26 protein-coding genes are annotated in these 21,338 nt (G+C 63.1%); 18 read left to right on the top strand and 8 right to left on the bottom strand.

Annotated features, from left to right (window positions below):
• The first annotated feature begins 46 nt into the window (after nucleotides 1-46).
• From trbK-alt to HEP69_RS02280, 14 genes are all read left to right on the top strand, one after another.
• The gene (gene trbK-alt / locus HEP69_RS02215) at nucleotides 47-313 is read left to right on the top strand and encodes a putative entry exclusion protein TrbK-alt (protein WP_290556877.1); all 267 of its coding nucleotides are present in this window, start codon (nucleotides 47-49) and stop codon (nucleotides 311-313) included.
• 4 nt (nucleotides 314-317) lie between these two features.
• Complete coding sequence (gene trbL / locus HEP69_RS02220) at nucleotides 318-1,631, top strand: P-type conjugative transfer protein TrbL (protein WP_290556878.1); 1,314 nt, start codon at nucleotides 318-320, stop codon at nucleotides 1,629-1,631.
• Nucleotides 1,631-2,314: a conjugal transfer protein TrbF gene (gene trbF / locus HEP69_RS02225; RefSeq protein WP_290556879.1), complete on the top strand. Its 684-nt coding sequence runs from the start codon at nucleotides 1,631-1,633 to the stop codon at nucleotides 2,312-2,314. The genes trbL and trbF overlap by 1 nt, the downstream gene beginning before the upstream one ends.
• A complete protein-coding gene (gene trbG / locus HEP69_RS02230) occupies nucleotides 2,311-3,264 on the top strand; it encodes a P-type conjugative transfer protein TrbG (protein ID WP_290556880.1) in 954 nt (317 codons plus the stop codon). The genes trbF and trbG overlap by 4 nt, the downstream gene beginning before the upstream one ends.
• A complete protein-coding gene (locus tag HEP69_RS02235) occupies nucleotides 3,261-4,436 on the top strand; it encodes a TrbI/VirB10 family protein (RefSeq protein ID WP_290556881.1) in 1,176 nt (391 codons plus the stop codon). The genes trbG and HEP69_RS02235 overlap by 4 nt, the downstream gene beginning before the upstream one ends.
• Nucleotides 4,436-4,684 (top strand): DUF2274 domain-containing protein, encoded by a 249-nt coding sequence (locus HEP69_RS02240; protein ID WP_290556882.1) that lies wholly within the window; start codon nucleotides 4,436-4,438, stop codon nucleotides 4,682-4,684. Before HEP69_RS02235 ends, HEP69_RS02240 begins: the two co-directional genes overlap by 1 nt.
• Nucleotides 4,685-5,188: 504 nt before the next feature.
• Nucleotides 5,189-5,458: a putative quinol monooxygenase gene (locus HEP69_RS02245; protein WP_290556883.1), complete on the top strand. Its 270-nt coding sequence runs from the start codon at nucleotides 5,189-5,191 to the stop codon at nucleotides 5,456-5,458.
• Nucleotides 5,459-5,502: 44 nt separating this feature from the next.
• The gene (locus HEP69_RS02250; RefSeq protein ID WP_290556920.1) at nucleotides 5,503-6,342 is read left to right on the top strand and encodes a DMT family transporter; all 840 of its coding nucleotides are present in this window, start codon (nucleotides 5,503-5,505) and stop codon (nucleotides 6,340-6,342) included.
• Between the two features lie 27 nt (nucleotides 6,343-6,369).
• Nucleotides 6,370-7,293: a DMT family transporter gene (locus HEP69_RS02255; protein ID WP_290556884.1), complete on the top strand. Its 924-nt coding sequence runs from the start codon at nucleotides 6,370-6,372 to the stop codon at nucleotides 7,291-7,293.
• A 36-nt stretch (nucleotides 7,294-7,329) separates the two neighbouring features.
• On the top strand, nucleotides 7,330-8,190 hold the full coding sequence (locus HEP69_RS02260) for an ATPase (protein WP_290556885.1): 861 nt from the start codon (nucleotides 7,330-7,332) through the stop codon (nucleotides 8,188-8,190).
• A gap of 41 nt (nucleotides 8,191-8,231) precedes the next feature.
• On the top strand, nucleotides 8,232-9,158 hold the full coding sequence (gene metA, locus HEP69_RS02265) for a homoserine O-succinyltransferase (RefSeq protein ID WP_290556886.1): 927 nt from the start codon (nucleotides 8,232-8,234) through the stop codon (nucleotides 9,156-9,158).
• The gene (locus tag HEP69_RS02270) at nucleotides 9,148-10,113 is read left to right on the top strand and encodes an alpha/beta hydrolase (RefSeq protein WP_290556887.1); all 966 of its coding nucleotides are present in this window, start codon (nucleotides 9,148-9,150) and stop codon (nucleotides 10,111-10,113) included. The genes metA and HEP69_RS02270 overlap by 11 nt, the downstream gene beginning before the upstream one ends.
• A 51-nt stretch (nucleotides 10,114-10,164) precedes the next feature.
• Nucleotides 10,165-11,034, top strand: coding sequence for a polyphosphate kinase 2 (gene ppk2 / locus HEP69_RS02275; RefSeq protein ID WP_290556888.1), 870 nt, complete (start codon nucleotides 10,165-10,167; stop codon nucleotides 11,032-11,034).
• A complete protein-coding gene (locus HEP69_RS02280) occupies nucleotides 11,027-11,644 on the top strand; it encodes a TetR/AcrR family transcriptional regulator (protein WP_290556889.1) in 618 nt (205 codons plus the stop codon). The genes ppk2 and HEP69_RS02280 overlap by 8 nt, the downstream gene beginning before the upstream one ends.
• Before the next feature lie 7 nt (nucleotides 11,645-11,651).
• On the opposite strand, the gene HEP69_RS02285 is transcribed toward HEP69_RS02280, so the two are convergent.
• Nucleotides 11,652-12,077: an Lrp/AsnC family transcriptional regulator gene (locus HEP69_RS02285; RefSeq protein ID WP_290556890.1), complete on the bottom strand. Its 426-nt coding sequence runs from the start codon at nucleotides 12,075-12,077 to the stop codon at nucleotides 11,652-11,654.
• A gap of 111 nt (nucleotides 12,078-12,188) precedes the next feature.
• Between HEP69_RS02285 and rocF the strand changes: the two genes are divergently transcribed.
• Nucleotides 12,189-13,109, top strand: a complete 921-nt coding sequence (gene rocF / locus HEP69_RS02290; protein ID WP_290556891.1) for an arginase — start codon at nucleotides 12,189-12,191, stop codon at nucleotides 13,107-13,109.
• 11 nt (nucleotides 13,110-13,120) lie between these two features.
• Nucleotides 13,121-14,167: an ornithine cyclodeaminase gene (locus HEP69_RS02295; protein WP_290556892.1), complete on the top strand. Its 1,047-nt coding sequence runs from the start codon at nucleotides 13,121-13,123 to the stop codon at nucleotides 14,165-14,167.
• Between the two features lie 77 nt (nucleotides 14,168-14,244).
• Here HEP69_RS02295 and bmt read toward each other — a convergent pair whose 3' ends face one another.
• From bmt to HEP69_RS02315, 4 genes are all read right to left on the bottom strand, one after another.
• Nucleotides 14,245-15,264: a betaine--homocysteine S-methyltransferase gene (gene bmt / locus HEP69_RS02300; RefSeq protein WP_290556893.1), complete on the bottom strand. Its 1,020-nt coding sequence runs from the start codon at nucleotides 15,262-15,264 to the stop codon at nucleotides 14,245-14,247.
• 236 nt (nucleotides 15,265-15,500) lie between these two features.
• Nucleotides 15,501-15,962 (bottom strand): disulfide bond formation protein B, encoded by a 462-nt coding sequence (locus tag HEP69_RS02305; protein WP_290556894.1) that lies wholly within the window; start codon nucleotides 15,960-15,962, stop codon nucleotides 15,501-15,503.
• Nucleotides 15,959-16,537: a YqaA family protein gene (locus HEP69_RS02310; RefSeq protein ID WP_290556895.1), complete on the bottom strand. Its 579-nt coding sequence runs from the start codon at nucleotides 16,535-16,537 to the stop codon at nucleotides 15,959-15,961. Before HEP69_RS02310 ends, HEP69_RS02305 begins: the two co-directional genes overlap by 4 nt.
• A gap of 44 nt (nucleotides 16,538-16,581) precedes the next feature.
• On the bottom strand, nucleotides 16,582-17,166 hold the full coding sequence (locus tag HEP69_RS02315; protein ID WP_290556896.1) for an HNH endonuclease: 585 nt from the start codon (nucleotides 17,164-17,166) through the stop codon (nucleotides 16,582-16,584).
• A 213-nt stretch (nucleotides 17,167-17,379) separates the two neighbouring features.
• Between HEP69_RS02315 and HEP69_RS02320 the strand changes: the two genes are divergently transcribed.
• Entirely contained in the window at nucleotides 17,380-17,949 is a 570-nt protein-coding gene (locus HEP69_RS02320; protein ID WP_290556897.1) for a pseudouridine synthase, read from the top strand.
• Between the two features lie 7 nt (nucleotides 17,950-17,956).
• On the opposite strand, the gene HEP69_RS02325 is transcribed toward HEP69_RS02320, so the two are convergent.
• The 3 genes from HEP69_RS02325 to cobK are packed head-to-tail and all read right to left on the bottom strand — an operon-like array spanning nucleotide 17,957 to nucleotide 19,988.
• Complete coding sequence (locus tag HEP69_RS02325; RefSeq protein WP_290556898.1) at nucleotides 17,957-18,622, bottom strand: alpha/beta fold hydrolase; 666 nt, start codon at nucleotides 18,620-18,622, stop codon at nucleotides 17,957-17,959.
• Entirely contained in the window at nucleotides 18,619-19,251 is a 633-nt protein-coding gene (locus HEP69_RS02330; RefSeq protein WP_290556899.1) for a DNA-3-methyladenine glycosylase 2 family protein, read from the bottom strand. Before HEP69_RS02330 ends, HEP69_RS02325 begins: the two co-directional genes overlap by 4 nt.
• The gene (gene cobK, locus HEP69_RS02335) at nucleotides 19,242-19,988 is read right to left on the bottom strand and encodes a precorrin-6A reductase (protein WP_290556900.1); all 747 of its coding nucleotides are present in this window, start codon (nucleotides 19,986-19,988) and stop codon (nucleotides 19,242-19,244) included. Before cobK ends, HEP69_RS02330 begins: the two co-directional genes overlap by 10 nt.
• A gap of 76 nt (nucleotides 19,989-20,064) precedes the next feature.
• Between cobK and HEP69_RS02340 the strand changes: the two genes are divergently transcribed.
• The gene (locus tag HEP69_RS02340; protein ID WP_290556901.1) at nucleotides 20,065-21,288 is read left to right on the top strand and encodes an MFS transporter; all 1,224 of its coding nucleotides are present in this window, start codon (nucleotides 20,065-20,067) and stop codon (nucleotides 21,286-21,288) included.
• Nucleotides 21,289-21,338: the final 50 nt, after the last annotated feature.

Below are 21,338 nucleotides of genomic sequence, written 5' to 3' on the forward strand. Positions count from 1 at the left end.
ATCAGCCGGGCAATGCACAGATGTTCCAGAACTGAGGTAAGCGATTATGGGCGCGTTCTTCCTCAGGCTTGGCATTGGCGTTCTCGCCTTCATGGCGGTCCTCGGCGCATTGCTGGAGATCTCACGTGAAGACGGGGGCGACGTCCGATCTGCGCCCAACGTCACGGACAGATCTGATCCTCTGACGGCAGAACTGCGCCGATGTCAGTCGCTTGGGGATGCCGCTTTGGACGATCAAGACTGCGCCGCCACCTGGACCGAGACCCGCCGCCGTTTCCTGACCCCATCACCATCCTCACACCCGGAGGAGTGAACCAATGGGTGGCACCGGCGTCATCGACCGCTTCCTTGAGGTCTTCACCAGCTACATCGACAGCGGGTTCGGTCTGCTGGGCGGCGAGGTTGCCTTCCTCGCCACGACACTGATCGTCATCGATGTCACGCTGGCCGCCCTCTTCTGGGCCTGGGGCGCGGATGATGATATTCTCGCGCGGCTCATCAAGAAGACCCTCTTTGTGGGTGCCTTCGCCTACATCATCTCGAACTGGAACGCGCTGGCCCGCATCGTTTTTGAGAGCTTCGCCGGGCTCGGTCTGCAGGCCAGTGGCACCGGGTTCAGTGCCACCGATCTGATGCGCCCCGGGCGCGTGGCCCAGGTTGGCCTCGATGCTGGACGTCCGATCCTGGCCTCGATCTCTGATCTGATGGGCTATGTCAGCTTCTTCGAGAATTTCATTCAAATCATTGTGCTGCTGTTCGCATGGGCCATGGTGCTGCTCGCCTTCTTCATCCTCTCGGTCCAGCTCTTCATCACCCTGATAGAGTTCAAGCTGACGACACTTGCTGGTTTCGTGCTGATCCCCTTCGGCCTTTTCGGCAAAACTGCGTTTCTCGCCGAACGTGTGCTCGGCAATGTGGTCTCCTCCGGCGTCAAGGTGCTGGTGCTCGCCGTGATCATCGGCATCGGGTCGAGCCTTTTCGGTGAGTTCACGTCCGGGTTTGGGGGAGATCAGCCCAATATCGAAGAGGCCATGGCCATCGTGCTGGCCGCCCTTTCGCTTCTTGGCCTCGGCATCTTTGGCCCCGGCATCGCCAACGGGCTGATCTCCGGCGGGCCTCAGCTCAGCATGGGCGCAGCCGTTGGTACCGGGCTCGTCGCCGGAGGTGTCACCGCCGTCGGGATGGCCGGAACGGGTATGGCAGCAAGCGCCGCAGGGCGCGGTGTGCTCGCCGGTGCCCGCGGCGGGGCCGCAACGGTCGGTGGGGCTTCCGCAGCGTACAGCCTCGGATCCGCCGGACGAACCGGAGCCGCCGGGGTCGCCTCTGGGATCGGTGGTATCGCGCGAGCCGGTGCCGGTGTCGCCACCAGTCCCTTACGCCGCGCCGCGTCAGCCTTGAGCGACAGCGCGCAGGGTGGCGCACGAGCGGCTGTTGCGACCAGCGGCGGGGCAATCACCGGCGGCGGTAGTCCTGATGCTCCGACACCTTCCTCCAACCCGCCCGCTTGGGCCGCACGCATGGGTCGCGCGCAAACGCTTCACCATGGTGCGACCGCCGCCACCCATGCCCTGCGCTCAGGCGACAGCCCCGGCGGTGGCACCTCTGTCAGCCTTTCGGAAAGGGATCCCTGATGTTCAAACGCCCCTCGCTCACCTACGGCAAGACCCCGGAACCCGAGACCCCCTATCAGAAGGCGGCACAGGTCTGGGACGACCGCATCGGCTCCGCCCGCGTGCAAGCCAAGAACTGGCGGCTGATGGCCTTCGGGTCACTGTTTTTGTCAGCAGGACTGGCCTTCGGCCTCGTCTGGCAATCCACGCAAGGCACGGTCGTGCCCTGGGTCGTGGAGGTCGATCAGCTGGGCGAGGCCCGCAGCATCACCCCAGCCAGTGCCGACTACGAGGTAACCGATCCGCAGATCGCCTATCACCTTGCGCAATTCATCGAACGGGTCCGCGCGATCCCAGCTGACCCCATCGTTGTGCGTCAGAATTGGCTGCGCGCTTATGAGTTCACCACCGATCGCGGCGCTATGGCTCTCAATGACTATGCCCGGTCCAACGATCCCTTCGCGCAGGTCGGCGAGGTCCAGATCTCAGTCGATGTCTCCAGCGTCATTCGCGCCTCACCCGACAGTTTCCGCATCGCCTGGACAGAGCGGCGCTATCAGGACGGCAGCCTCGCCGCGACCGAGCGCTGGACAGCGATCCTGACCATTTCGGTCCAGCCACCGCGCAGCGCCGAACGACTCCGGCAGAACCCCCTCGGCATCTACGTTCACGCCATCAACTGGTCACGGGAGCTTCAGCAATGAGACGAATACACAGCACTATCCCCATCACACTGACCGCTCTTTTGCTGAGCGCCTGCGCAACCTACACCCCGCCCGAAATCGACTATGACAGCGATGTTCCGTCCTTGCCCGCGCCGCCGCCCCCCGTGGTCGAAGAACCGCTGCGAGCGATCCACACACCGCCGCCCTGGACCCCGTCGCGCGGCGGCGACGCGGATGCGGCCACCGCAGCGGCCCGCGTCATCAATGCCAATGCGGCCGCCCGGGTAGAGCCCCGCCGCGAGGGCTACTACAATGCGATCCAGGTCTTCCCCTACAGCGAAGGCGCGCTCTACCAGATCTATGCCGCTCCAGGTCAGATCACCAACATCGCGCTCGAACCCGGCGAGCAATTGACTGGCGCGGGGCCGATTGCTGCTGGCGACACGACGCGCTGGATCATCGGTGACACCGAAAGCGGCAACGGACGCACGGTCCGCGTGCATATCCTTGTCAAACCGACCCGGCCCGACATCTCCACTAATCTTGTCATCAACACGGACCGGCGGACGTATCTGCTGGAACTGCGCGCCAACGAGACCTCCTACATGGCCTCCGTCGCGTGGTCATACCCGCCGGGGCGCGCCCAACCGCGGCCACCGGCGATCCAGCAACCCACGATCCCTCCGGCCAGCCATCGTAACTATCGCTATGGGCTGCAAGTTGAAGAGAACACGCCACCTTGGCGGCCGGACAGCGTGTTCGACGACGGTCGCCGCGTCTATGTCGTCTTCCCGCGCGGGATCGTGCAGGGCGAGATGCCGCCCCTCTTCGTGCTCGGGGCCGATGGGAGCGCGGAATTGGTAAACACCCGCGTCTTCCGCAACGTCCTGATCGTGGATCGGCTCTTTGCTGCCGCTGAATTGCGCCTTGGGAGTGACGATCAACAGGTGGTCAGGATCGTGCGCACCGATGGGAGGCCGCGCCCATGACCACGTCGTCACCAAATCCCAGCGCAGCGCCGCCTACCAACTCCACTGATCCCTTCCGGCTGCGGCCCGATCCACCCCGCGTCGTGCGCCTCTCCCGCAAGGTCCTCGGCGGTCTCGCGGTCATCACAGCGGTCGGTATCGGCGGTGCGTTGATCTTCGCCTTGCAGGACCGCCCGGCCCGCGATCGCCCTGGCGAACTCTTCACCACGGAAAACCGCCCCGCAGCCGACGAGCTGCGCCGCCTGCCTTCCGATTACAGCGGCATTCCGCAACTCGGACCCGCCCTGCCCGGAGACCTCGGACGCCCGATCCTGCGCACACAGGACGCGGGTCAACCCGTCCCTGCTTCGCCCATGCCAGGTCCTGACCCAGCCGAGCAGCGTCGGGTCGCGGAAGAGGAAGCCGCCCGCACAAGTGAAGTGTTCTTTGCAATACAATCACCGACCGCTCCATCGGGTTTCGCTGCACCCAGTACCGCACCTGCGAGCAGCTTCCCGGCCCCGCAACCCGACGGCAGAGCACAGACAGATCAAGGCCGCCAACTCGCCTTCCTCAATGCCCCTGTCGACCGTCGCATCGTTGCCCCGGATCGTGTCACGCCGCCCGCCTCGCCTTACGTCCTTCAGGCCGGGTCCATCATTCCCGCCGCCCTCGTCACTGGCATTCGCTCTGACTTGCCGGGCCTGATCGTGGCTCAAGTGACCCAGAACGTCTATGACAGCCCTTCGGGGCGCTATCTCCTGCTGCCGCAAGGGTCCCGCCTCATCGGCGAATATGACAATGGCGTCGGTTTCGGCCAACGCCGCATCCTGCTCGTCTGGACCCGGATCATCCTGCCCGATGGCCATTCCATTGTTCTGGAACGGCAACCTGGAGCGGATATCACAGGCTATGCAGGTCTCGAGGACGGTGTCGATCACCATTGGGGCGGTGTATTGAGGGCGGCGCTTCTTTCTACAGTGCTCAACATCGGTGCCGAACTGGGGACTGATGATGACGATCCCATCGCCACTGCCATCCGCGACGGCGCACAAGACACCATCGGTGATGCAGGCCGCGAGATCGTGCGTCGTCAGATTGATATTCCGCCAACCTTAACAATTCGGCCGGGATTTCTGGTGCGCGTGATTGTGACCCGTGATCTGATCCTTGAACCACAGGGAGGACACTGATGACCAAATTGAAACTGGACGCGTTGCCGGACGACAAACCGGTCAGACTGACCGTGGAACTGCCAGCGCCCGTCCATCGTGATCTCGTCGCCTATGCAAAGGTGCTGGAACGACAAACCAGCCAAACCATCAAGGATCCGGCAAAACTGATCGCTCCGATGCTTGAACGCTTCATGGCAACGGATCGAGGCTTCGCGAAGCTGCGACGACAAGGAACAAGTGGTAGCTCACCGCCTGGAAAGGGCTAATAGAGCAAACGACATCTTGCGTATTCACGTCATCGACAAGTCAACAGGCATCGGATTGTGCAGCAGCATGGCATTGCAGTTCGAAGCATCGGCATCGGCATCGGCATCGGCATCGGCATCGGCATCGGCATCGGATGGTGACGATCAATCTGGCTGAATGACAGTCTCATTGCAGTTCGCGTATCTTTTTCCGTTGCCGAGCTTGCCCTTCGGCCAATTATTTTTTGGCAACTTCAGTTCATCCTGCGCTCCAGTCTCGCAACTCGATGAATCGTGTTGCTTACCGATAGTTCCCGAACGTAGGGTGCACGAGAACAAGACGAAAAATCCAATGATTTCAAAAGCTGCCCCGTTTGACGGGCTCTTTGACGGTAAATGCGAATGGAAAAATATATTTGTCTATTAATATCCAATTCTTAGAAGACCAGTTGATAATCGAATGGGAATGATCGGGCCCGCCAGGTGCAACCGCGCGCTGCAGAACTTGCACGCCGGGGGAGGGAGATGACGGTCTCCCTCACCGGCACCCTGACTTGCGGCCCCCAGGACGCCGTGACCGTGCGCGCCGCCCTGCCCGAGCATATCCGGCTGAGCCGGGCCGAGCCGGGCTGTCTGCATTTCGACGTGACCGAGACCGCGTCGGGCGTCTTTGCCGTCTCGGAAGAGTTCACCGATCAGGCCGCGTTCGAGGCGCATCAGGCCCGCACCCGCGCCAGCGACTGGTGGGCCAAGACCGGCCATATTCCGCGCGATTTTCAGGTCACACGCGCGTGAGCGTCGCCGCACCTGCGCCGCAGATCCTCAAGGCAGGGCTGTGGATGACCGGCGCCATTGTCGCCTTTTCGTCGATGGCGGTCGCGGGGCGCGCGGTCAGCGATCAACACGACACGTTCGAGATCATGATGTATCGCAGTTTTGTGGGCCTGATCGTCGTGTTGGTCGTGGTCACTCTGACCCGGCGCTGGGAAGAGATCACGCGGCGCTCGATGGGCACCCACCTGGTCCGCAATGCCGCCCATTTTACCGGCCAGAACTTGTGGTTCTATGCCGTCACCCTGATCCCGCTGGCGCAGGTTTTTGCATTGGAGTTCACCACGCCGCTCTGGGTGATTGTCCTGTCGCCGCTGGTTCTGGGCGAACGGCTGACAGCGCTGCGCGCTCTGGCCGCCCTGATCGGCTTTGTCGGGATCCTGATCGTTGCGCGCCCCTCGCCCGAAACCATCAGTATCGGGGTGATCACTGCCGCCAGCTCGGCGATTTTCTTTGCAACCACGATCATGTTCACCCGCAAGCTGACCCGGACCGAGACCGTGGCCTGCATTCTTTTCTGGCTCACGATGATGCAAGCGGTCATGGGATTTGTCGCCTCAGGCTATGACGGCGATATTGCCTTGCCCACCGCGCACACCGCGCCTTGGCTGGTCATGATCGGGCTGGCGGGGCTCTTGGCGCATTACTGCATCACCAATGCGCTGTCGATTGCGCCTGCAACCGTTGTGGTGCCCTTTGATTTTGCCCGTCTGCCCGCCATCGCCGTGGTTGGGGTGCTGCTTTATGACGAAGCGCTGGATATCTGGGTGATGGTCGGCGCGGTGGTGATCTTTGCCGCGATCTATCTCAATATCTGGACCGAAACGCGCAAGAAACGGATCGCCTGAGGACATCGAACCCGCCAGTCTCGCCTTATGATCCAACAACAATCCCTCTCGTCGCGGGCCTGGGCCGAGATGATCCTTCTGGGTATTATCTGGGGCGCGTCTTTCTTTTCGATCCGCATTGCGCTGAACGAGGTGCCGTTCGTCACTTCGGTCCTGCACCGCACCGGATGGGCGATGCTGGTGCTTTGGGCCGTGGTGCTGATAGCCCGCCTGCCGGTGCCGCGCGATCCCCGGATCTGGGGGGCGTTCGTGGTCATGGGGCTTTTGAACAACGTCATCCCCTTTGCGCTGATGGCCTGGGCGCAGTTGCATGTCGAGACCGGGCTGACCTCGATCCTGAATGCGGCCACGGCGATTTTCGGGGTTGTCGTGGCCGCGTTGATCTTTGCCGATGAGCGCATCACGCCGCGCCGCGCCATCGGCGTGATCCTGGGCTTTTTCGGTGTGGCCACGGCGATCGGGCTGGAGAGCTTTCGCACGTTCGATCTGCGCTCGATGGCGCAACTGGCGATCCTGGCGGGCACGATCTCCTATGCGTTTGCGTCCAGCTGGGCACGGTTGCGGCTGTCGGGCCTGGCCCCGCAGGTTGCCGCGGCGGGGATGCTCACCGGCTCGACCCTGATCATGGGGCCTGTCGCGCTGATCGTGGACGGGCCTGTGTCCTTCGATCTCGAACCGGTGACATGGGCCGCCATCGGATATTACGCGATCCTTGGAACGGCGGGGGCCTATCTGCTCTATTACCGCGTGCTGGCGATGGCGGGCAGCGGCAATCTGATGCTGGTGACGCTGCTGATCCCGCCGGTAGCGATCCTGCTGGGGGCCGCGTTTCTGGGCGAAGCCCTGCACCCGTCCGCCTTTCTGGGGTTCGGTATTCTGGCGCTGGGGCTCGTGATCCTCGATGGGCGCGCGCTGAACGCGCTGATTGACCGGCGCAAAAAGGCCCATTAGACCGGCGCGACACCAACCCTTCGGGAGCCGGACCGGATGATCTATGCCACTGCCGCTGACTGGCGCACCGCCGCGCATAAGCGCGTCCTGTTCTTCGGGATGTCGGGCTTGGGCAAGACGTATCTGTCGAACATGCTGCGCGATGCGGGCAGCTGGTTTCACTATTCCATCGATTACCGCATCGGCACCCGGTACATGGGCGAATACATCACCGACAACGCCAAGGCCGAGGCGATGAAGATCCCCTTCCTGCGCGATCTTCTGCTGTCGGATTCGATCTATATCGGATCGAACCTGACCTTCGACAATCTCACGCCGGTCTCGACCTATCTGGGCAAGCCCGGGAATGCCGCAAAGGGCGGTCTGCCGATGGAGGAATACCGCCGCCGGCAAGAACAGTTCAAACGCGCCGAGATCCAGGCGCTTCTGGATACCGGGCATTTCATCCGCCGCGCCGGGATGCTTTATGGCTATCCGCATTTCATCTGCGACACCGGCGGGTCGATCTGCGAATGGGTGGATGCGGAGGATCCGAACGATCCGATCCTGACCGAGCTGGCCAAGCACACGCTGCTGATCTGGATCGAAGGGTCGCAGGCCCATACCCAGGAGCTGATCCGCCGGTTCGACAAGGCGCCCAAGCCGATGGCCTATCAGCCTGAGTTCCTGGCCGCCTGCTGGCAGGAATACCTGAATGAAAAGAAGTGCGTGGAAGACGACGTTGATCCTGACGCCTTCATCCGCTGGACCTATGCCCGCGCGCTGGCACACCGCCAGCCGCGTTATCGGGCGATGTCGGACTGGGGGGTGCGGATCCGGGCCGAAGCGCTGGAGGCGTGCCGGGATGAGGCCGCTTTCGTGGACGTGATCGCCGATGCCCTTGAGGCGCGCCGCTAAACACCGTATCTCAACCTTTCGCCGATACGGGACCAAGACAGATGCCGATCAAACTGCCCTCTGACCTGCCTGCCTTTGACGTGCTCACCCGTGAGGGGGTGCAAGTCATGTCCGAGGATCTGGCCCAGCATCAGGATATCCGCCCGCTGCGCATCGGGCTTTTGAACCTGATGCCCAAGAAGATCCAGACCGAGAACCAGTTCGCCCGGCTGATCGGCGCGGGCCCCTTGCAGATCGAGCTGAGCCTGATCCGCATGTCCGAACACCAGACCCGTAACACCGCCGCCGAGCATATGGCGGAATTCTATCGCCCCTTTCAGGAGGTCAAGGACCAGAAATTCGACGGGCTGGTGATCACCGGCGCGCCGATCGAACATCTGCCCTTTGAGGAGGTCACCTATTGGGATGAGCTGACGCAAGTGATGGACTGGACCCAAACCAACGTGCAATCGACCTTTGGCGTGTGCTGGGGCGGCATGGCGATGCTGCACCATTTCCACGATGTGCCGAAGCATATACTCAGCCAGAAACTCTTTGGCTGTTACCGCCACACCAACCTCGCCCCCGCCTCGCCTTACCTGCGGGGGTTCTCGGATGACTGCGTGGTGCCGGTCTCGCGCTGGACCGAGATGCGCGCGCCGGAGGTCGAGGCCGCGGGCCTGCCGATTCTTCTGGGTTCCGACATCGCGGGGCCGTGCCTGATCGAGGATCCGGATCACAGGGCGCTCTACATCCTGAACCATTTCGAATATGACAGCGGCACATTGCGCGAGGAATACCTGCGCGATCTGGCCTCCGCCCAGGTGGATGGGGCCGAGATCCAGCTGCCGGTGAACTATTTTCCCGATAACGATCCCGATCAGACGCCGCAAAACCGCTGGCGCAGCCATGCGCATCTTCTATATGGCAACTGGATCAACGAATTGTATCAATCCACACCTTATGACATGACTAAGATTGGCGCGTAAAATCCTTACCACGAGTGTTGTCCTTCTGGCCGTCTTCTCGGCCATCGTCTCGTTCCGGGCAGCCCGGCACGAGACCCGGGCAGAGGCCGCCTACCCGCCTCTGGGCCAGCTTCTGGATGTGGACGGGGTGCAGGTGCATGCGGTGGTAATGGGCCCCGATGACGGCAGTGTGCCCGATCTGGTGCTGCTGCACGGGGCGAGCGGAAATGTCCGCGATCTGACGTTTTCGCTGGCCCCGCGTCTGGCCGACCGCTACCGCGTGATCGTGCTGGATCGGCCTGGGCTGGGCTATACCGACCGGATCAATACCACCGGGGCCACCCTGACCCAGCAGGCCGATCTTCTGTCACGCGCCGCAACCCGGCTGGGGGCCGAAAAACCCATCGTGATGGGGCAAAGCTATGGCGGGGCGGTGGCGCTGGCCTGGGCCGTGCATTTCCCCGATCGGCTGTCGGCGCTGGTCCCGGTCTCGGCCCCGTCGATCCCCTGGTCCACGCCGCTCGACCCGTTTTATCGTGTCACATCAAGCTGGTGGGGCAAGCGGCTGGTGGTGCCGATGATCACCGCCTTTGTCCCCGACAGCCGCATTGACCGGACGCTGGAGAGTATCTTTGCGCCGCAATCCGTGCCGGAGGGATATGGCTCTTACGTCGGTGCCGGACTGACTCTCAGACGGCACACCCTGCGCGCGAATGCAGATCAGCGCGCCAATATCCTGGATGAGATCACAGCGCTTGAGCCGCTCTATCCGCGCGTGGACGTCCCGACCGAACTGGTGCATGGCGATGCGGACACCACGGTCGGCCTCTCTATCCATTCCGAAAAACTGGTGATCCGCATCCCCGGCGCCACGCTGACCCGATTGGACGGGATTGGCCATATGCCGCAGCACGTGGCGCAAGACGCGGTGGTGGCCGCGATTGACCGGGCCGCGGCACGTGCGGGTTTGCGTTAATCCGATTAACATCCCATATTGACGGCAAGAGAACCAATAAGGCCCGGGCAGATGGAGCTTCCTTTTGACGGCGCGATCAGCGCCTATTTCAACGACGCCGCACCGGCCGAGGTCCGAAACGCCATTCGCCGCGCCGAGAAGGGAGATATCCTGGATCCCTCCTATCCCCATTCCGAACGGCTGGCGCGCAAGGTCTATGAGGCCGAGCTGCATACCCTCCAGGTCGAGCTGGTCAAGCTTCAGGCCTGGGCCCGCGACAGCGGCGCGCGGATCGCCATGATATTCGAGGGCCGCGACGCGGCTGGAAAAGGCGGCACAATCAAACGGTTCCGGGAAAATCTTAATCCGCGCGGCGCGCGCACGGTTGCGCTCTCGAAACCGTCCGATACGGAGGCGACGCAGTGGTATTTCCAGCGCTATGTCGATCATCTGCCCTCGGCCGGACAAATGGTGCTCTATGACAGATCCTGGTACAATCGCGGGGTCGTGGAGAAGGTGTTTGGATTTTGCACCGATGACCAGCGCACGCATTTTTTTACCCAGGTGAACCCGTTTGAAGAGATGTTGGTGGACGAAGGCATTCATGTCTTCAAATTCTGGCTCAATGTCGGGCGCGCTGAACAGTTGCGCCGCTTTCTCAAACGCGAAGCCGACCCGTTGAAACAGTGGAAACTCAGCTGGATCGACGTCGAAGGGCTCAAGAGATGGGATGACTACACCGCCGCCATTTCCGAAACCCTGACCCGCACCCATACCAAGGATGCGCCCTGGACGGTCATCCGCTCAGACGACAAGCGCCGCGCCCGCCTTCAGGCGATCCGTGCGGTGCTGCGGACCATTGATTACACCCGCAAGAACCCCAAGAACGTCGGCTCCCCCGATCCAAGCATCTGCGGAGGCCCCGACATCTGGCATGCCTAAACGCGGGTATCATCACGGCAATCTGCGCCAGGCCCTGATCGATGCGGCCCTTGAGCTGATCACCGCAAAAGGGCCCACCGGCTTTACCCTGTCGGAGGCGGCCAAGCAGGCGGGTGTCACCCCGGCTGCGGTGTATCGCCATTTTGAGGGGCGTGAGGATCTGATCGCCGAGGCCGCGCGCCAGGGCTATGAGATCTTTGGCGATCTGATGAATTTCGCCTATGAGAGCGGTCAGCCCTCGGCTCTGGCCGCGTTCGAGGCGACGGGCCGGGCCTATCTGGCCTTTGCCCGCAAGTATCCCGGCCATTACATCGCGATGTTTGAAAGCGGCATCTCGGTCAACCGAAATCCCGATCTGGCCGCCGTGGCCACCCGGGCGCGCGGCGTGCTGGAAAAAGCCGCCGCCGAACTGTCCGAACACATACCGCCCGACAAGCGCCCGCCGGCCTCGATGTTCTCGGCCCATATCTGGGCGCTCAGCCACGGGGTGGTCGAGCTCTTTGCCCGCAACTCTCCCGGCGCGCAATCGCCTTTCCCCCCCGAGGATCTGCTGGAGAGCGGGATCGGTATCTATCTGCGGGGTCTGGGGTTGATTGCCCCCGACAGGTGATTTGCCTCTAGCCCGATTTACGCGTTGAGAGCAGCAACGAGGTTTCGCTGGTGGCAACCCCATCGAATTTGCGGATACGGGACAGGGCCTGATCCAGCGCTTCCAGCGTCTCGGTCCCCAGCTCGACAATCAGATCCCAGCGCCCGTTGGTCGAATGGATCGCGCGCACCTCGCTCAGGCCCTGCAACTGGCGGACAATCCGGTCGGTGCCGCGCCCTTCGATCCCGATCATCATCAGCCCGCGCACCGGATCGCGCAGCGTGTCCTCGCGCAGAACGACCGTAAAGCCCAGCACATCGCCGCGTTGCTTTAGCCGGTCGATCCGGGTGCGCACGGTGGCACGCGACAGGCCCAGACGCTGTGCCAGCTCCGACAGGGACGCGCGCGCGTCATGCCGCAGGGCAGAAATCAGGCGTTCATCCGTCTTGTCCATTCCGGCCTCTCATTTTGCTCTATCATAGCGCATTTCGTGCGAAATGTAGCCTTTAGGATAACTCGTTTTGACTGGATAGTCTCGTCAGAATGGAACCCAAAGGAGGCTTCGATGGCCGACATTATCCTGATTGGCGCGCCGGTGGACAGTGGCAAACGCCGCCCCGGCTGCCTGATGGGGCCAGACGCCTATCGCACCGCGGGCCTGCCCCGGGCGCTGCGCGATCTTGGCCACCGGGTCGAGGACATGGGCAATCTGACGCCCGCGACCCACGGGCCCGATACCGCAGGTGAACGTCTTTTCGCGCTGAACGAGACCATCGGCTGGACCCACCGCCTTGTGCGCGCGGGCCATGAGGCTGCGGCACGGGGCATCCCGGTCTTTCTGGGCGGCGATCACAGCCTGTCAATCGGCTCGGTCGCCGGGGTCGCGCGCCATGCGGCCGAGATCGGGCGCCCGCAATTCGTGCTGTGGCTCGATGCGCATTCCGATTTCCACACCCCAGAAACAACCGAGAGCGGCAACCTGCATGGCACGCCGGTCGCCTATGTCACCGGCCAGCCCGGATTTGCGGGGTTTCCCGACCGGGTTGCGCCGATCGCGCAGGAAAACGTCTGCATGATCGGCCTCCGCTCGGTCGATGCGGCCGAACGCAAGCTGCTGGAGGCGACAGCCATACACCGCCACGACATGCGCGAGATTGACGAGACCGGGATCGGGCGCCCGCTGACCGCCTTTCTGGATCGGGTCCGCGCGGCGAACGGATGCCTGCATGTAAGCCTCGATGTGGATTTCCTGGATCCGGGCATCGCGCCCGCCGTGGGCACCACCGTTCCGGGCGGGGCCACCATGCGCGAGGGGCATCTGGTGATGGAGATGTTGCACGATAGCGGGCTTGTGACCTCGATGGACCTGGTGGAGCTGAACCCGTTTCTGGATGAACGCGGACGCACAGCGCAGGTGATGGTCGATCTCTGCGCCTCGGCGCTGGGGCGCCGCGTCTTCGATCGCCCGACCCGGGCCTATGCGTGATGGAGGCATCGATGACAAACCCGTCCGACAAGGCGCTGGTGCCTTTCGTGTCTGTCGATCACATGATGCAATTGATCCACCGCATCGGTGTGGGCAAGATGCTGCAGGGTCTGGCCAGCTATATCGAGGCGGATTTCAAGCGCTGGGAGCTGTTTGACAAGACCCCGCGCATCGCGTCCCATTCCGCCGAAGGGGTGATCGAGCTGATGCCAACCTCGGACGGAGAGGTGTATGGCTTCAAATATGTCAACGGTCATCCGAAAAACACCCGCGACGGGCTGCAAACGGTCACGGCCTTTGGCCTGCTGGCGGATGTGGGCACCGGCTATCCGGTTCTTCTGAGCGAGATGACCATGCTGACCGCGATGCGGACGGCGGCCACCTCGGGTCTGGTGGCACGGTATCTGGCGCCAAAGGGGGCGCAGACCATGGCGATGATCGGCAATGGGGCGCAGTCGGAATTCCAGAGCCTTGCGATGCAGGCGATCTGCGGGATCCGCACGGTGCGGCTGTGGGATATCGACGCGGGCGCGACCGAGAAATGCGCGCGCAATCTGGCCGAGTCCGGCCTGGACGTGGTGCGGTGCACCAGCGCAGAAGAGGCGATGGAAGGCGCACAGATCATCACCACCTGTACCGCCGACAAGGCCTGCGCCACGATCCTGACCGGCAACATGATCGGCCCAGGTGTGCATATCAACGCCATCGGCGGCGACTGTCCGGGCAAGACCGAGCTTGCCGCCGATATCCTGCACCGGTCGGAGATATTCGTGGAATACCCGCCGCAGACACGCATCGAAGGCGATATTCAGCAGCTTGACCCCGATCACCCGGTGACCGAGCTGTGGCAGGTGATGACTGGCGCCGCGCCCGGTCGCCGTTCCGCCGATCAGATCACGCTCTTTGACAGTGTCGGCTTTGCGATCGAGGATTTCAGCGCCCTGCGCTATGTCCGCGATCAACTGACGGGTACGGGCCTTTATCACGAGCTGGATCTTCTGGCCGACCCGGACGAGCCGCGCGACCTTTACGGGATGCTTCAGCGCGCGCGCGCGTGATCCGATTGAGCGCCTGCGGCGCACATCCTTGATCCGGGCGAGGCGATGCCTCGCGCGCCCGGGCCTCTCTGCCTGGGTCAGCCGCGTCTGCGGCGGCCCCGGCGTTCGCGTTGCGGGCCATCGCTGTCGTCGCCGGTCCCGTCGGAGGCCGAAGAGAATGCGCCAAGCTTGGCGGTGATCTCTTCCAAGGCGGGGCGGTCCCCGCGCGGGCAGGTGTCCAGAGCTTCGCGCATCTTGCGCAGATGGTCAGGCATGGTGCCGCAGCACCCGCCGACGATCCGTGCCCCGCTGTCGCGCGCCATCACGGCGTAATCGGCCATCAGCTCCGGCGTGCCATCATAATGGATATGCCCGTCCACATATTTGGGAATACCGGCATTGCCCTTGGCCACGATGGGCCGTTCAGTGCCTTGTGCCGCGAACCCCAGGACCGTGCGCAACAGGTCTGACGATCCGGTTCCGCAATTGGCCCCGAAGGCCAGCGGCGGATTGGGCAGCTCTTCGACCATCGTGGCCATGTCGGCCGAGGTCATCCCCATCATCGTCCGGCCCGCGGTGTCAAAGCTCATCGTGCCGACCCATGCCATATCGGCCAGGCCAAAGGCTTCGGCGGCGGCGCGGTACTCTTCAGGGGCCGAAATCGTTTCAAGCCAGGCGACATCGGCGCCGCCCTCTTTGAGACCGTCGGCCTGTTCGTGAAACATCTCAACGGCGAGCGCATGACTGAGCGTACCTACCGGCTCCATGATATCGCCCGTTGGCCCGACAGACCCCGCGACCACCACAGTCCGTCCGGCCTTGTCGGCAATCTCACGCCCCAGCTCGGCGCCGACGCGGTTCAGCTCGCGCACCCGGCCCTGCGCGTCATGCAGTTTCAGGCGCGAGGCATTGCCACCGAAGGTGTTGGTCAGAAAGAGATCGCTTCCGGCATCGACAGCGCCAGAATACAGCGCCCGGATCTTGGCCGGTTCGTCGATATTCCACAATTCCGGCGCATCGCCCGACATCAATCCCATATTGAACAGGTTGGTGCCCGTGGCCCCGTCGGCCAGGATCACATCGTGGCTTGCCAGCATGCGGGACAGGACGTTTGTCATGGTTTTTCCTCTGAAACGGTCTGACCGAGGGGCCGACCAGGTTGGTGTTGCTTGACAACTCCGCCCTGCGGGCGCAATTGCGAAATACTAATCCAGATTATGAGGCCTGGTTCATAATCCGACGGGTGTTTGCCTTTCCAGAAAGGCGAGGCGCCATAGCACCGCGCACCAAGCTCAATAGAGATGTCCCGTTAGCAGACCGTATACGAATCTTGTCAAGCGTGGATCACGCCCCTCTAGTCCTTGGCCCGGGCCGCCATGATCCACAGCCCCGCCAGACCCAGCGCCGCAAGGGCGTTCCAGCTTGCCATCGACAGGCCCAGCATCTCCCACGGGACCTCGTCGCACCGCACCAGGGGCGCGGCCATGATCTGATCGAAAAGCGCGTCGGCATCCAGGCTCCCGATATCGCCGCTCGTACAGCTTGAGGGCCCCTCCCACCAGCCGCGTTCGACGCCGGTGTGATAGGCCCCGATCCCCGCCGTGCCAAGCGCGGCGAGCGCCCCCAAAGCGGGCCAGAGCCGTCCGCCCAGCAGAAGCGCGGCAACGCCCAAAAGAACAGCCGCCCCATGCGGCCAGCGCTGCCACAGACAAAGCGCGCAGGGCGCCATTCCGCCCAAATGCTGAAATGCAAACGCCGCCAGCAACAGAGCCGCCGACCCACCAGCGGCCATACCAATCCACACTGTCCGGGTCACAGAAACCTCACCGCGTAAAATCCGCCGATCAAGAGCAAGACGAACAGGGTGAACATAAGGCCCAGACGCCGCTCAATGAAGTCCCGGATCGGCGCACCGAATGTCCACAAGAGCCATGCCACGATAAAGAACCGAAAGCCGCGCGCCAGGATCGAGGTCGCGATGAACGTCGCCAGCGGCATACCGGTCCAGCCCGACATGATCGTGATGACCTTATAGGGAAAGGGCGTGATCCCCGCCGTCAGCACTGCCCAGAACCCGAAATCGTTGAACCGGGTGTTGAACGCCTCCATCGCGTCGGCCTTGCCAAGCGCTGCGAGAATCGGCTGGCCGAGCCCCTCATAGGCAAAGGCCCCGATGGCATAGCCCATCATGCCGCCCAGAACCGACGCGACAAGCGCCACAAACGCGATCAGCCAGGCCCGCGAGGGGCGCGCCAGGATCATCGGGATCATCAGCACATCGGGCGGGATCGGAAAGACCGAGCTTTCGATGAACGCGATGCCCGCCAGCACCCACAGCGCACGCGGATGATCCGCCATCGCGATGGTCCAGTCATACAGTCTGCGGATCATGCCCCTGCCCTTTGTCGTTCAGGCGGGGTCAACCACGCGCCCGGTCAGGCGTCAAGCTCGGCATCCCAGTAAAGGAAATCCATCCAACTGCCGTGGAGATAGTTGGGCGGGAACTTGCGCCCCATATTGCGCAGCTCTTCGGCACCGGGCTGGCGCGGTGGTTTGCGCAGCGCCAGACCCGACCGGCGCAGCGACTTGGAGCCCTTGCGCAGATTGCACGGCGCACAGGCCGCGACCACGTTCTGCCAGCTTGTCACCCCACCGGAGGCACGCGGCACCACATGGTCAAAGGTCAGCTCGCCCTTGGCACCGCAATACTGACAACGGAATTCGTCCCTCAGAAATAAATTAAAGCGCGTGAAGGCCACGCGCTTTTGAGGTTTGACATAGTCTTTCAGAACCACCACCGAGGGTATCTTGATCCGGGTGCTTGGACTTCTGACAACCTCCTCATACTCGGCGACGATATCGACCCGGTCGAGCCAGGCCGCCTTGATCGCGTCCTGCCAACTCCATAGCGACAGCGGATAATAGGATAACGGGCGATAATCGGCATTCAGCACCAGCGCGGGATGCTGCTTCAACGCGCCAGGTTCGCGTACAAATTCCGTCCTGAAGTCGCCGTCCATCGTCGAGTCCATCCTCGCCTTGTCTGCCGGTCAATTTTGGCACCAAGGCGGGGTACCCCGCCCCAGCTTATGAGTGACTATATATCGTAGCCGCGATGCGGCAAGCCCCATTATGTATATGGTTCAGGCTGGGGATAAAATGATTCCGTGTCAGATGCATGACGCCTTTGCCAAGGCTTGCGGCAGCGCGGCATTTGCGGCACCAAATGGGGCATGACCCGGCTGATCGCGCTGAACAAACCCCATAACGTGCTATCGCAGTTCACCGACCGCGGCAGCGACGGCTCCGCACGCCGGACGCTGTCGGATTTCGTCGATGTGCCCGGGGTCTATCCGGCGGGTCGTCTGGACCGCGACAGCGAGGGGCTGTTGCTTTTGACCGATGATGGAACGTTGCAGGCGCGGATTTCAGACCCCCGGCACAAACTGCCCAAAACCTATTTCGCGCAGGTCGAAGGGATGCCGGATGCCACCGCCATCGACCAATTGTGCAAGGGCGTCACGCTCAAGGACGGGCGCACCCGCCCTGCCCGGGCACGGATCGTTGCCGAACCGGATTGGCTTTGGCCACGCTCACCGCCCATTCGGATGCGCAAATCCATCCCCGACACCTGGATCGAATTGACAATAACCGAAGGTCGCAACCGGCAGGTGCGCCGGATGACGGCTGCGGTGGGCCACCCAACATTGCGGTTGATCCGCTGGCAGATTGGCCCCTGGACGCTGGCCGGGATCAGGCCGGGCCTCTGGCAGGAGGCGCCGCTGCACACCATCAGACGCTGATTTTCCTTCAGAGGCTCAGCTTGTCGCGCATAAAGGCCAGCGCCACGCTCAACCCGTCCGGCGCGATGCCGTGGCCGGTGCCCTTCATGATATGGGCATAGACCTCCTCAAAACCCGCCTGTTGCAGCGCTTCGGCGGCTTCGGGCAGGGATTGCGGCGGCACCAGATCGTCGGCATCGCCGTGCACCAACAGCACCGGCATGCGCGACACCACCTCATCGGCCAGCAGATCCGGCTCCAGCAAGCGCCCCGAAAAAGCGACGATGCCGGCCACCGGGTCTTCGCGCCGCGGCGCCACATGCAGGCTCATCATCGTGCCTTGCGAAAACCCGAAAAGCACCACCTGTTCGGGCAGCACATCCTCATCCACCATCAGCGCGTCGAGAAACGCGTTCAGATCGTCGATGGCCGCGCGCATGCCGCGCTCGGCCGCCTCTTCGGAGGAGCCGTCGATCCAGGGGATCGGGAACCACTGATAGCCGCTCGGCATGTCGGGGATCGTCTCCGGCGCGTCTGGGGCCACGAAGAGCGTGTCGGGCAGATGCTCCCCCAAGGGATCGGCCAACCCCAGCAAATCCGCGCCATTCGCGCCATAGCCATGCAGAAACACAACAATCGACCGCGTCGAGCCCGAAATCGGCCCCTTGCGCTCTGCCCTGAGTACCCGTGTCATCTGATCCCTTCCCTGTCCTTTGCCACGCGGTAATAGGCCCACAAAAGCCGGGCGGCAACCGACCTCCATGGCCTCCAGTCCTCGGCCATGGCGCGCAGGTCGCGGTCGCGCGGACGCTCAGGCAGATCAAACAGGAGACGCGCGGCTTCCTGCAAGGCCAGATCGCCCGGGGCGAACACATCGGCACGGCCAAGGCTGAACATTGCATAGATTTCGGCCGTCCAGACACCGATGCCGGGCACCTCGGTCAGGGTCGCGATCACGTCCGGCGTAGGCATCTCGCGCAACGCCCGGTAGTTGATGCGCGCAGAACAAAGCGCGCGGGCGTAGCGGATTTTCTGCCTGCTCAGACCAACCGCGCGCAGATCCTCGTCGCTGGCCCACATGATTTTGCGCGGCCCGATCAACCCGGCGTCCTTCATCCGGCCCCAGATCGCTGTCGCAGACGCCACGCTGACCTGCTGGCTGACGATTGCGCTGAGCAGTTGCGCGAACCCGTCCGGTTTGAGGCGCAACGGCAACGGGCCGGTCTGCACCAGGGCGGCGGCCATCCGGTCGTCGCGCGCGGCCAGCCATGCGGCTCCTTCGGCGACGCAATCGGGCCCTTGGATAATGCGCCCTATCGACATGTCCGCTGAACCCAGGCCAAGGCATCTGCCACATGATCCACGCAGGGCGCTCCGGTCGCGGGGGGCCGCTGCAACAGGATCACCGGCAAACCCAAGCGCCGCGCGGCAGCGAGCTTGGTGCGGCTGGGCTGCCCGCCGGAGTTTTTGCACACCAGGACGCTGATCCCCAGCTCGCGGAATGTGCGGAGCTCGTCCGAGACCGAAAATGGCCCAGATCCAGGAACATAGGTGACATTCTTAAAGTCCGGTGGCGCCGGGGTCGCCGTAAGCCGCCGAACAAAGACATGGATGCCCTGCAACGCCGTGAACGGCCCGATCAGCGGACGCCCGATGGTGGCAAACACCCGTGCGCCGGTGCGTATCCGCGCCGCCGCAGCCGCCTCATCGGGCACTTCGGTCCAATGGTCCCCCGGTTCAGCCACCCAGGCCGGCCGGTCGATCTGCAGATATGGCACGCCCATCTCATGGCAGATTGCCCAGCTGCGCGCCGAGATCTGCGCGGCAAAGGGATGGGTCGCGTCCAGTACCGCCGTCACGCCCTCCTGGCGCAAAAACGCCCGGAACCCTACCTCTCCGCCAAAGCCCCCATGACGGGTGACGACCGGCAATGGGCCAGACCAGTGCGCGGCATCGGCCAGTGAGGCCGTGACGCGCAATGACCCCTGCGCCAGCGACGCGGCAACCGCGCGCCCCTCGCCAGACCCGGCCAGAAGCAACAGATGGGGCGGAGTACTCATCCGCCGGACTGTTACGCGGCGCGCTGTCACACGCAAGCGGGTTGTACAGGGCGATGTTCGGGTTTACTCCGTTCACATGACAATGATCGACGATAGCAAAGCCAAACGCAACGTGGCCGTACTGGTGGCGGCTCAGGCCTTTCTTGGCAGTCAGATCACGATGATCTTTGTGATTGGCGGGCTGGCAGGCCAGCAGCTCAGCCCGATCGCCTGTCTGGCCACCCTGCCGATTTCGCTGATCGTATTCGGGTCGATGACCACCGCGCCCTGGCTCAGCCAGCTGATGCAGAAATGGGGCCGTCGGACGGGCTTTTTCGTGGGCGCGCTCGGCGGTCTGGCGGGGGCTGCGGTGTCGGCCTATGCGCTGACGCTGGAGAGTTTCTGGCTTTTTGTCGCGGGCAGTTACCTGACCGGTATCTATATGTCGGCGCAGGGATTTTACCGGTTTGCCGCCGCCGATACGGCATCTGACGCGTTCCGGCCGAAGGCGATTTCCTATGTGATGGCGGGCGGGCTTTTGTCGGCGATCATCGGCCCGCAGCTGGTCTCGGTCATCTCGGGCAATTCGGCCGACGCCACGGTGATGCGGTTCTTCCCTGTCTATCTGGCGGCGATGGGTCTGAACGTCGTTGGCATGATGTTGTTTTTCTTTCTGGATATCCCCAAACCCCCCAAACCCGTCGCAGGTGATCCGTCGGGGCGGTCGCGCTGGGAGCTGCTGACCACACCACGCATCGGCGTGGCGGTGATCTGTGCGATGGTGTCCTATGCGCTGATGAACCTGGTGATGACATCGACGCCGCTGGCGGTTGTCGGCTGCGGGTTTGGCGTGACCGATGCGTCGAACGTGGTCACCGCCCATGTGCTGGCGATGTTCGGTCCGTCGTTTTTCACCGGTCATCTGATCGCGCGCTTCGGGGCTGAGCGGATCGTGGGCACCGGGCTTGCCATTCTGGGCGCCGCTGGCGTCGTGGCGCTGAACGGTGTGGATCTGGGCAATTTCTTTATCGCATTGATCCTGTTGGGGGTCGGCTGGAATTTCGGCTTTATCGGCGCCACGAGCATGCTGGCGAGCTCGCATGACCCGCATGAGCGGGGGCGTGTTCAAGGCATGAACGACCTGATCGTCTTTGGCGGCGTGACGGTTGCCTCGCTGGCTTCGGGGGGATTGATGAACTGTTCGGGCAGTACGGCGGTCGAGGGCTGGACGGCGGTCAATCTCGCCATGGTGCCGCTGTTGACGCTGGCGGGTGGATCGCTGATCTGGTTGATGATGCGTCCGAAATCGGCAGAGGCCTGAGCCCGGCGGCACAGCGCGGAATTTTTTTCCGTATTTTGAAAGAGAAGAAA

The sequence above is a fragment of the Aestuariivita sp. genome (assembly GCF_021404545.1).
In the GTDB taxonomy this organism is placed as follows: Bacteria; Pseudomonadota; Alphaproteobacteria; order Rhodobacterales; family Rhodobacteraceae; genus Aestuariivita.

Excerpts from the sequence above, each read along its gene's own strand:
- trbK-alt (WP_290556877.1), top strand. The coding sequence starts at position 47 with ATGGGCGCGTTCTTCCTCAGGCTTGGCATTGGCGTTCTCGCCTTCATG.
- trbL (WP_290556878.1), top strand. The coding sequence starts at position 318 with ATGGGTGGCACCGGCGTCATCGACCGCTTCCTTGAGGTCTTCACCAGC.
- trbF (WP_290556879.1), top strand. The coding sequence starts at position 1,631 with ATGTTCAAACGCCCCTCGCTCACCTACGGCAAGACCCCGGAACCCGAG.
- trbG (WP_290556880.1), top strand. The coding sequence starts at position 2,311 with ATGAGACGAATACACAGCACTATCCCCATCACACTGACCGCTCTTTTG.
- HEP69_RS02235 (WP_290556881.1), top strand. The coding sequence starts at position 3,261 with ATGACCACGTCGTCACCAAATCCCAGCGCAGCGCCGCCTACCAACTCC.
- HEP69_RS02240 (WP_290556882.1), top strand. The coding sequence starts at position 4,436 with ATGACCAAATTGAAACTGGACGCGTTGCCGGACGACAAACCGGTCAGA.
- HEP69_RS02245 (WP_290556883.1), top strand. The coding sequence starts at position 5,189 with ATGACGGTCTCCCTCACCGGCACCCTGACTTGCGGCCCCCAGGACGCC.
- HEP69_RS02250 (WP_290556920.1), top strand. The coding sequence starts at position 5,503 with ATGACCGGCGCCATTGTCGCCTTTTCGTCGATGGCGGTCGCGGGGCGC.
- HEP69_RS02255 (WP_290556884.1), top strand. The coding sequence starts at position 6,370 with ATGATCCAACAACAATCCCTCTCGTCGCGGGCCTGGGCCGAGATGATC.
- HEP69_RS02260 (WP_290556885.1), top strand. The coding sequence starts at position 7,330 with ATGATCTATGCCACTGCCGCTGACTGGCGCACCGCCGCGCATAAGCGC.
- metA (WP_290556886.1), top strand. The coding sequence starts at position 8,232 with ATGCCGATCAAACTGCCCTCTGACCTGCCTGCCTTTGACGTGCTCACC.
- ppk2 (WP_290556888.1), top strand. The coding sequence starts at position 10,165 with ATGGAGCTTCCTTTTGACGGCGCGATCAGCGCCTATTTCAACGACGCC.
- HEP69_RS02280 (WP_290556889.1), top strand. The coding sequence starts at position 11,027 with ATGCCTAAACGCGGGTATCATCACGGCAATCTGCGCCAGGCCCTGATC.
- HEP69_RS02285 (WP_290556890.1), bottom strand. The coding sequence starts at position 12,077 with ATGGACAAGACGGATGAACGCCTGATTTCTGCCCTGCGGCATGACGCG.
- rocF (WP_290556891.1), top strand. The coding sequence starts at position 12,189 with ATGGCCGACATTATCCTGATTGGCGCGCCGGTGGACAGTGGCAAACGC.
- HEP69_RS02295 (WP_290556892.1), top strand. The coding sequence starts at position 13,121 with ATGACAAACCCGTCCGACAAGGCGCTGGTGCCTTTCGTGTCTGTCGAT.
- bmt (WP_290556893.1), bottom strand. The coding sequence starts at position 15,264 with ATGACAAACGTCCTGTCCCGCATGCTGGCAAGCCACGATGTGATCCTG.
- HEP69_RS02310 (WP_290556895.1), bottom strand. The coding sequence starts at position 16,537 with ATGATCCGCAGACTGTATGACTGGACCATCGCGATGGCGGATCATCCG.
- HEP69_RS02315 (WP_290556896.1), bottom strand. The coding sequence starts at position 17,166 with ATGGACGGCGACTTCAGGACGGAATTTGTACGCGAACCTGGCGCGTTG.
- HEP69_RS02320 (WP_290556897.1), top strand. The coding sequence starts at position 17,380 with ATGACCCGGCTGATCGCGCTGAACAAACCCCATAACGTGCTATCGCAG.
- HEP69_RS02325 (WP_290556898.1), bottom strand. The coding sequence starts at position 18,622 with ATGACACGGGTACTCAGGGCAGAGCGCAAGGGGCCGATTTCGGGCTCG.
- HEP69_RS02330 (WP_290556899.1), bottom strand. The coding sequence starts at position 19,251 with ATGTCGATAGGGCGCATTATCCAAGGGCCCGATTGCGTCGCCGAAGGA.
- cobK (WP_290556900.1), bottom strand. The coding sequence starts at position 19,988 with ATGAGTACTCCGCCCCATCTGTTGCTTCTGGCCGGGTCTGGCGAGGGG.
- HEP69_RS02340 (WP_290556901.1), top strand. The coding sequence starts at position 20,065 with ATGACAATGATCGACGATAGCAAAGCCAAACGCAACGTGGCCGTACTG.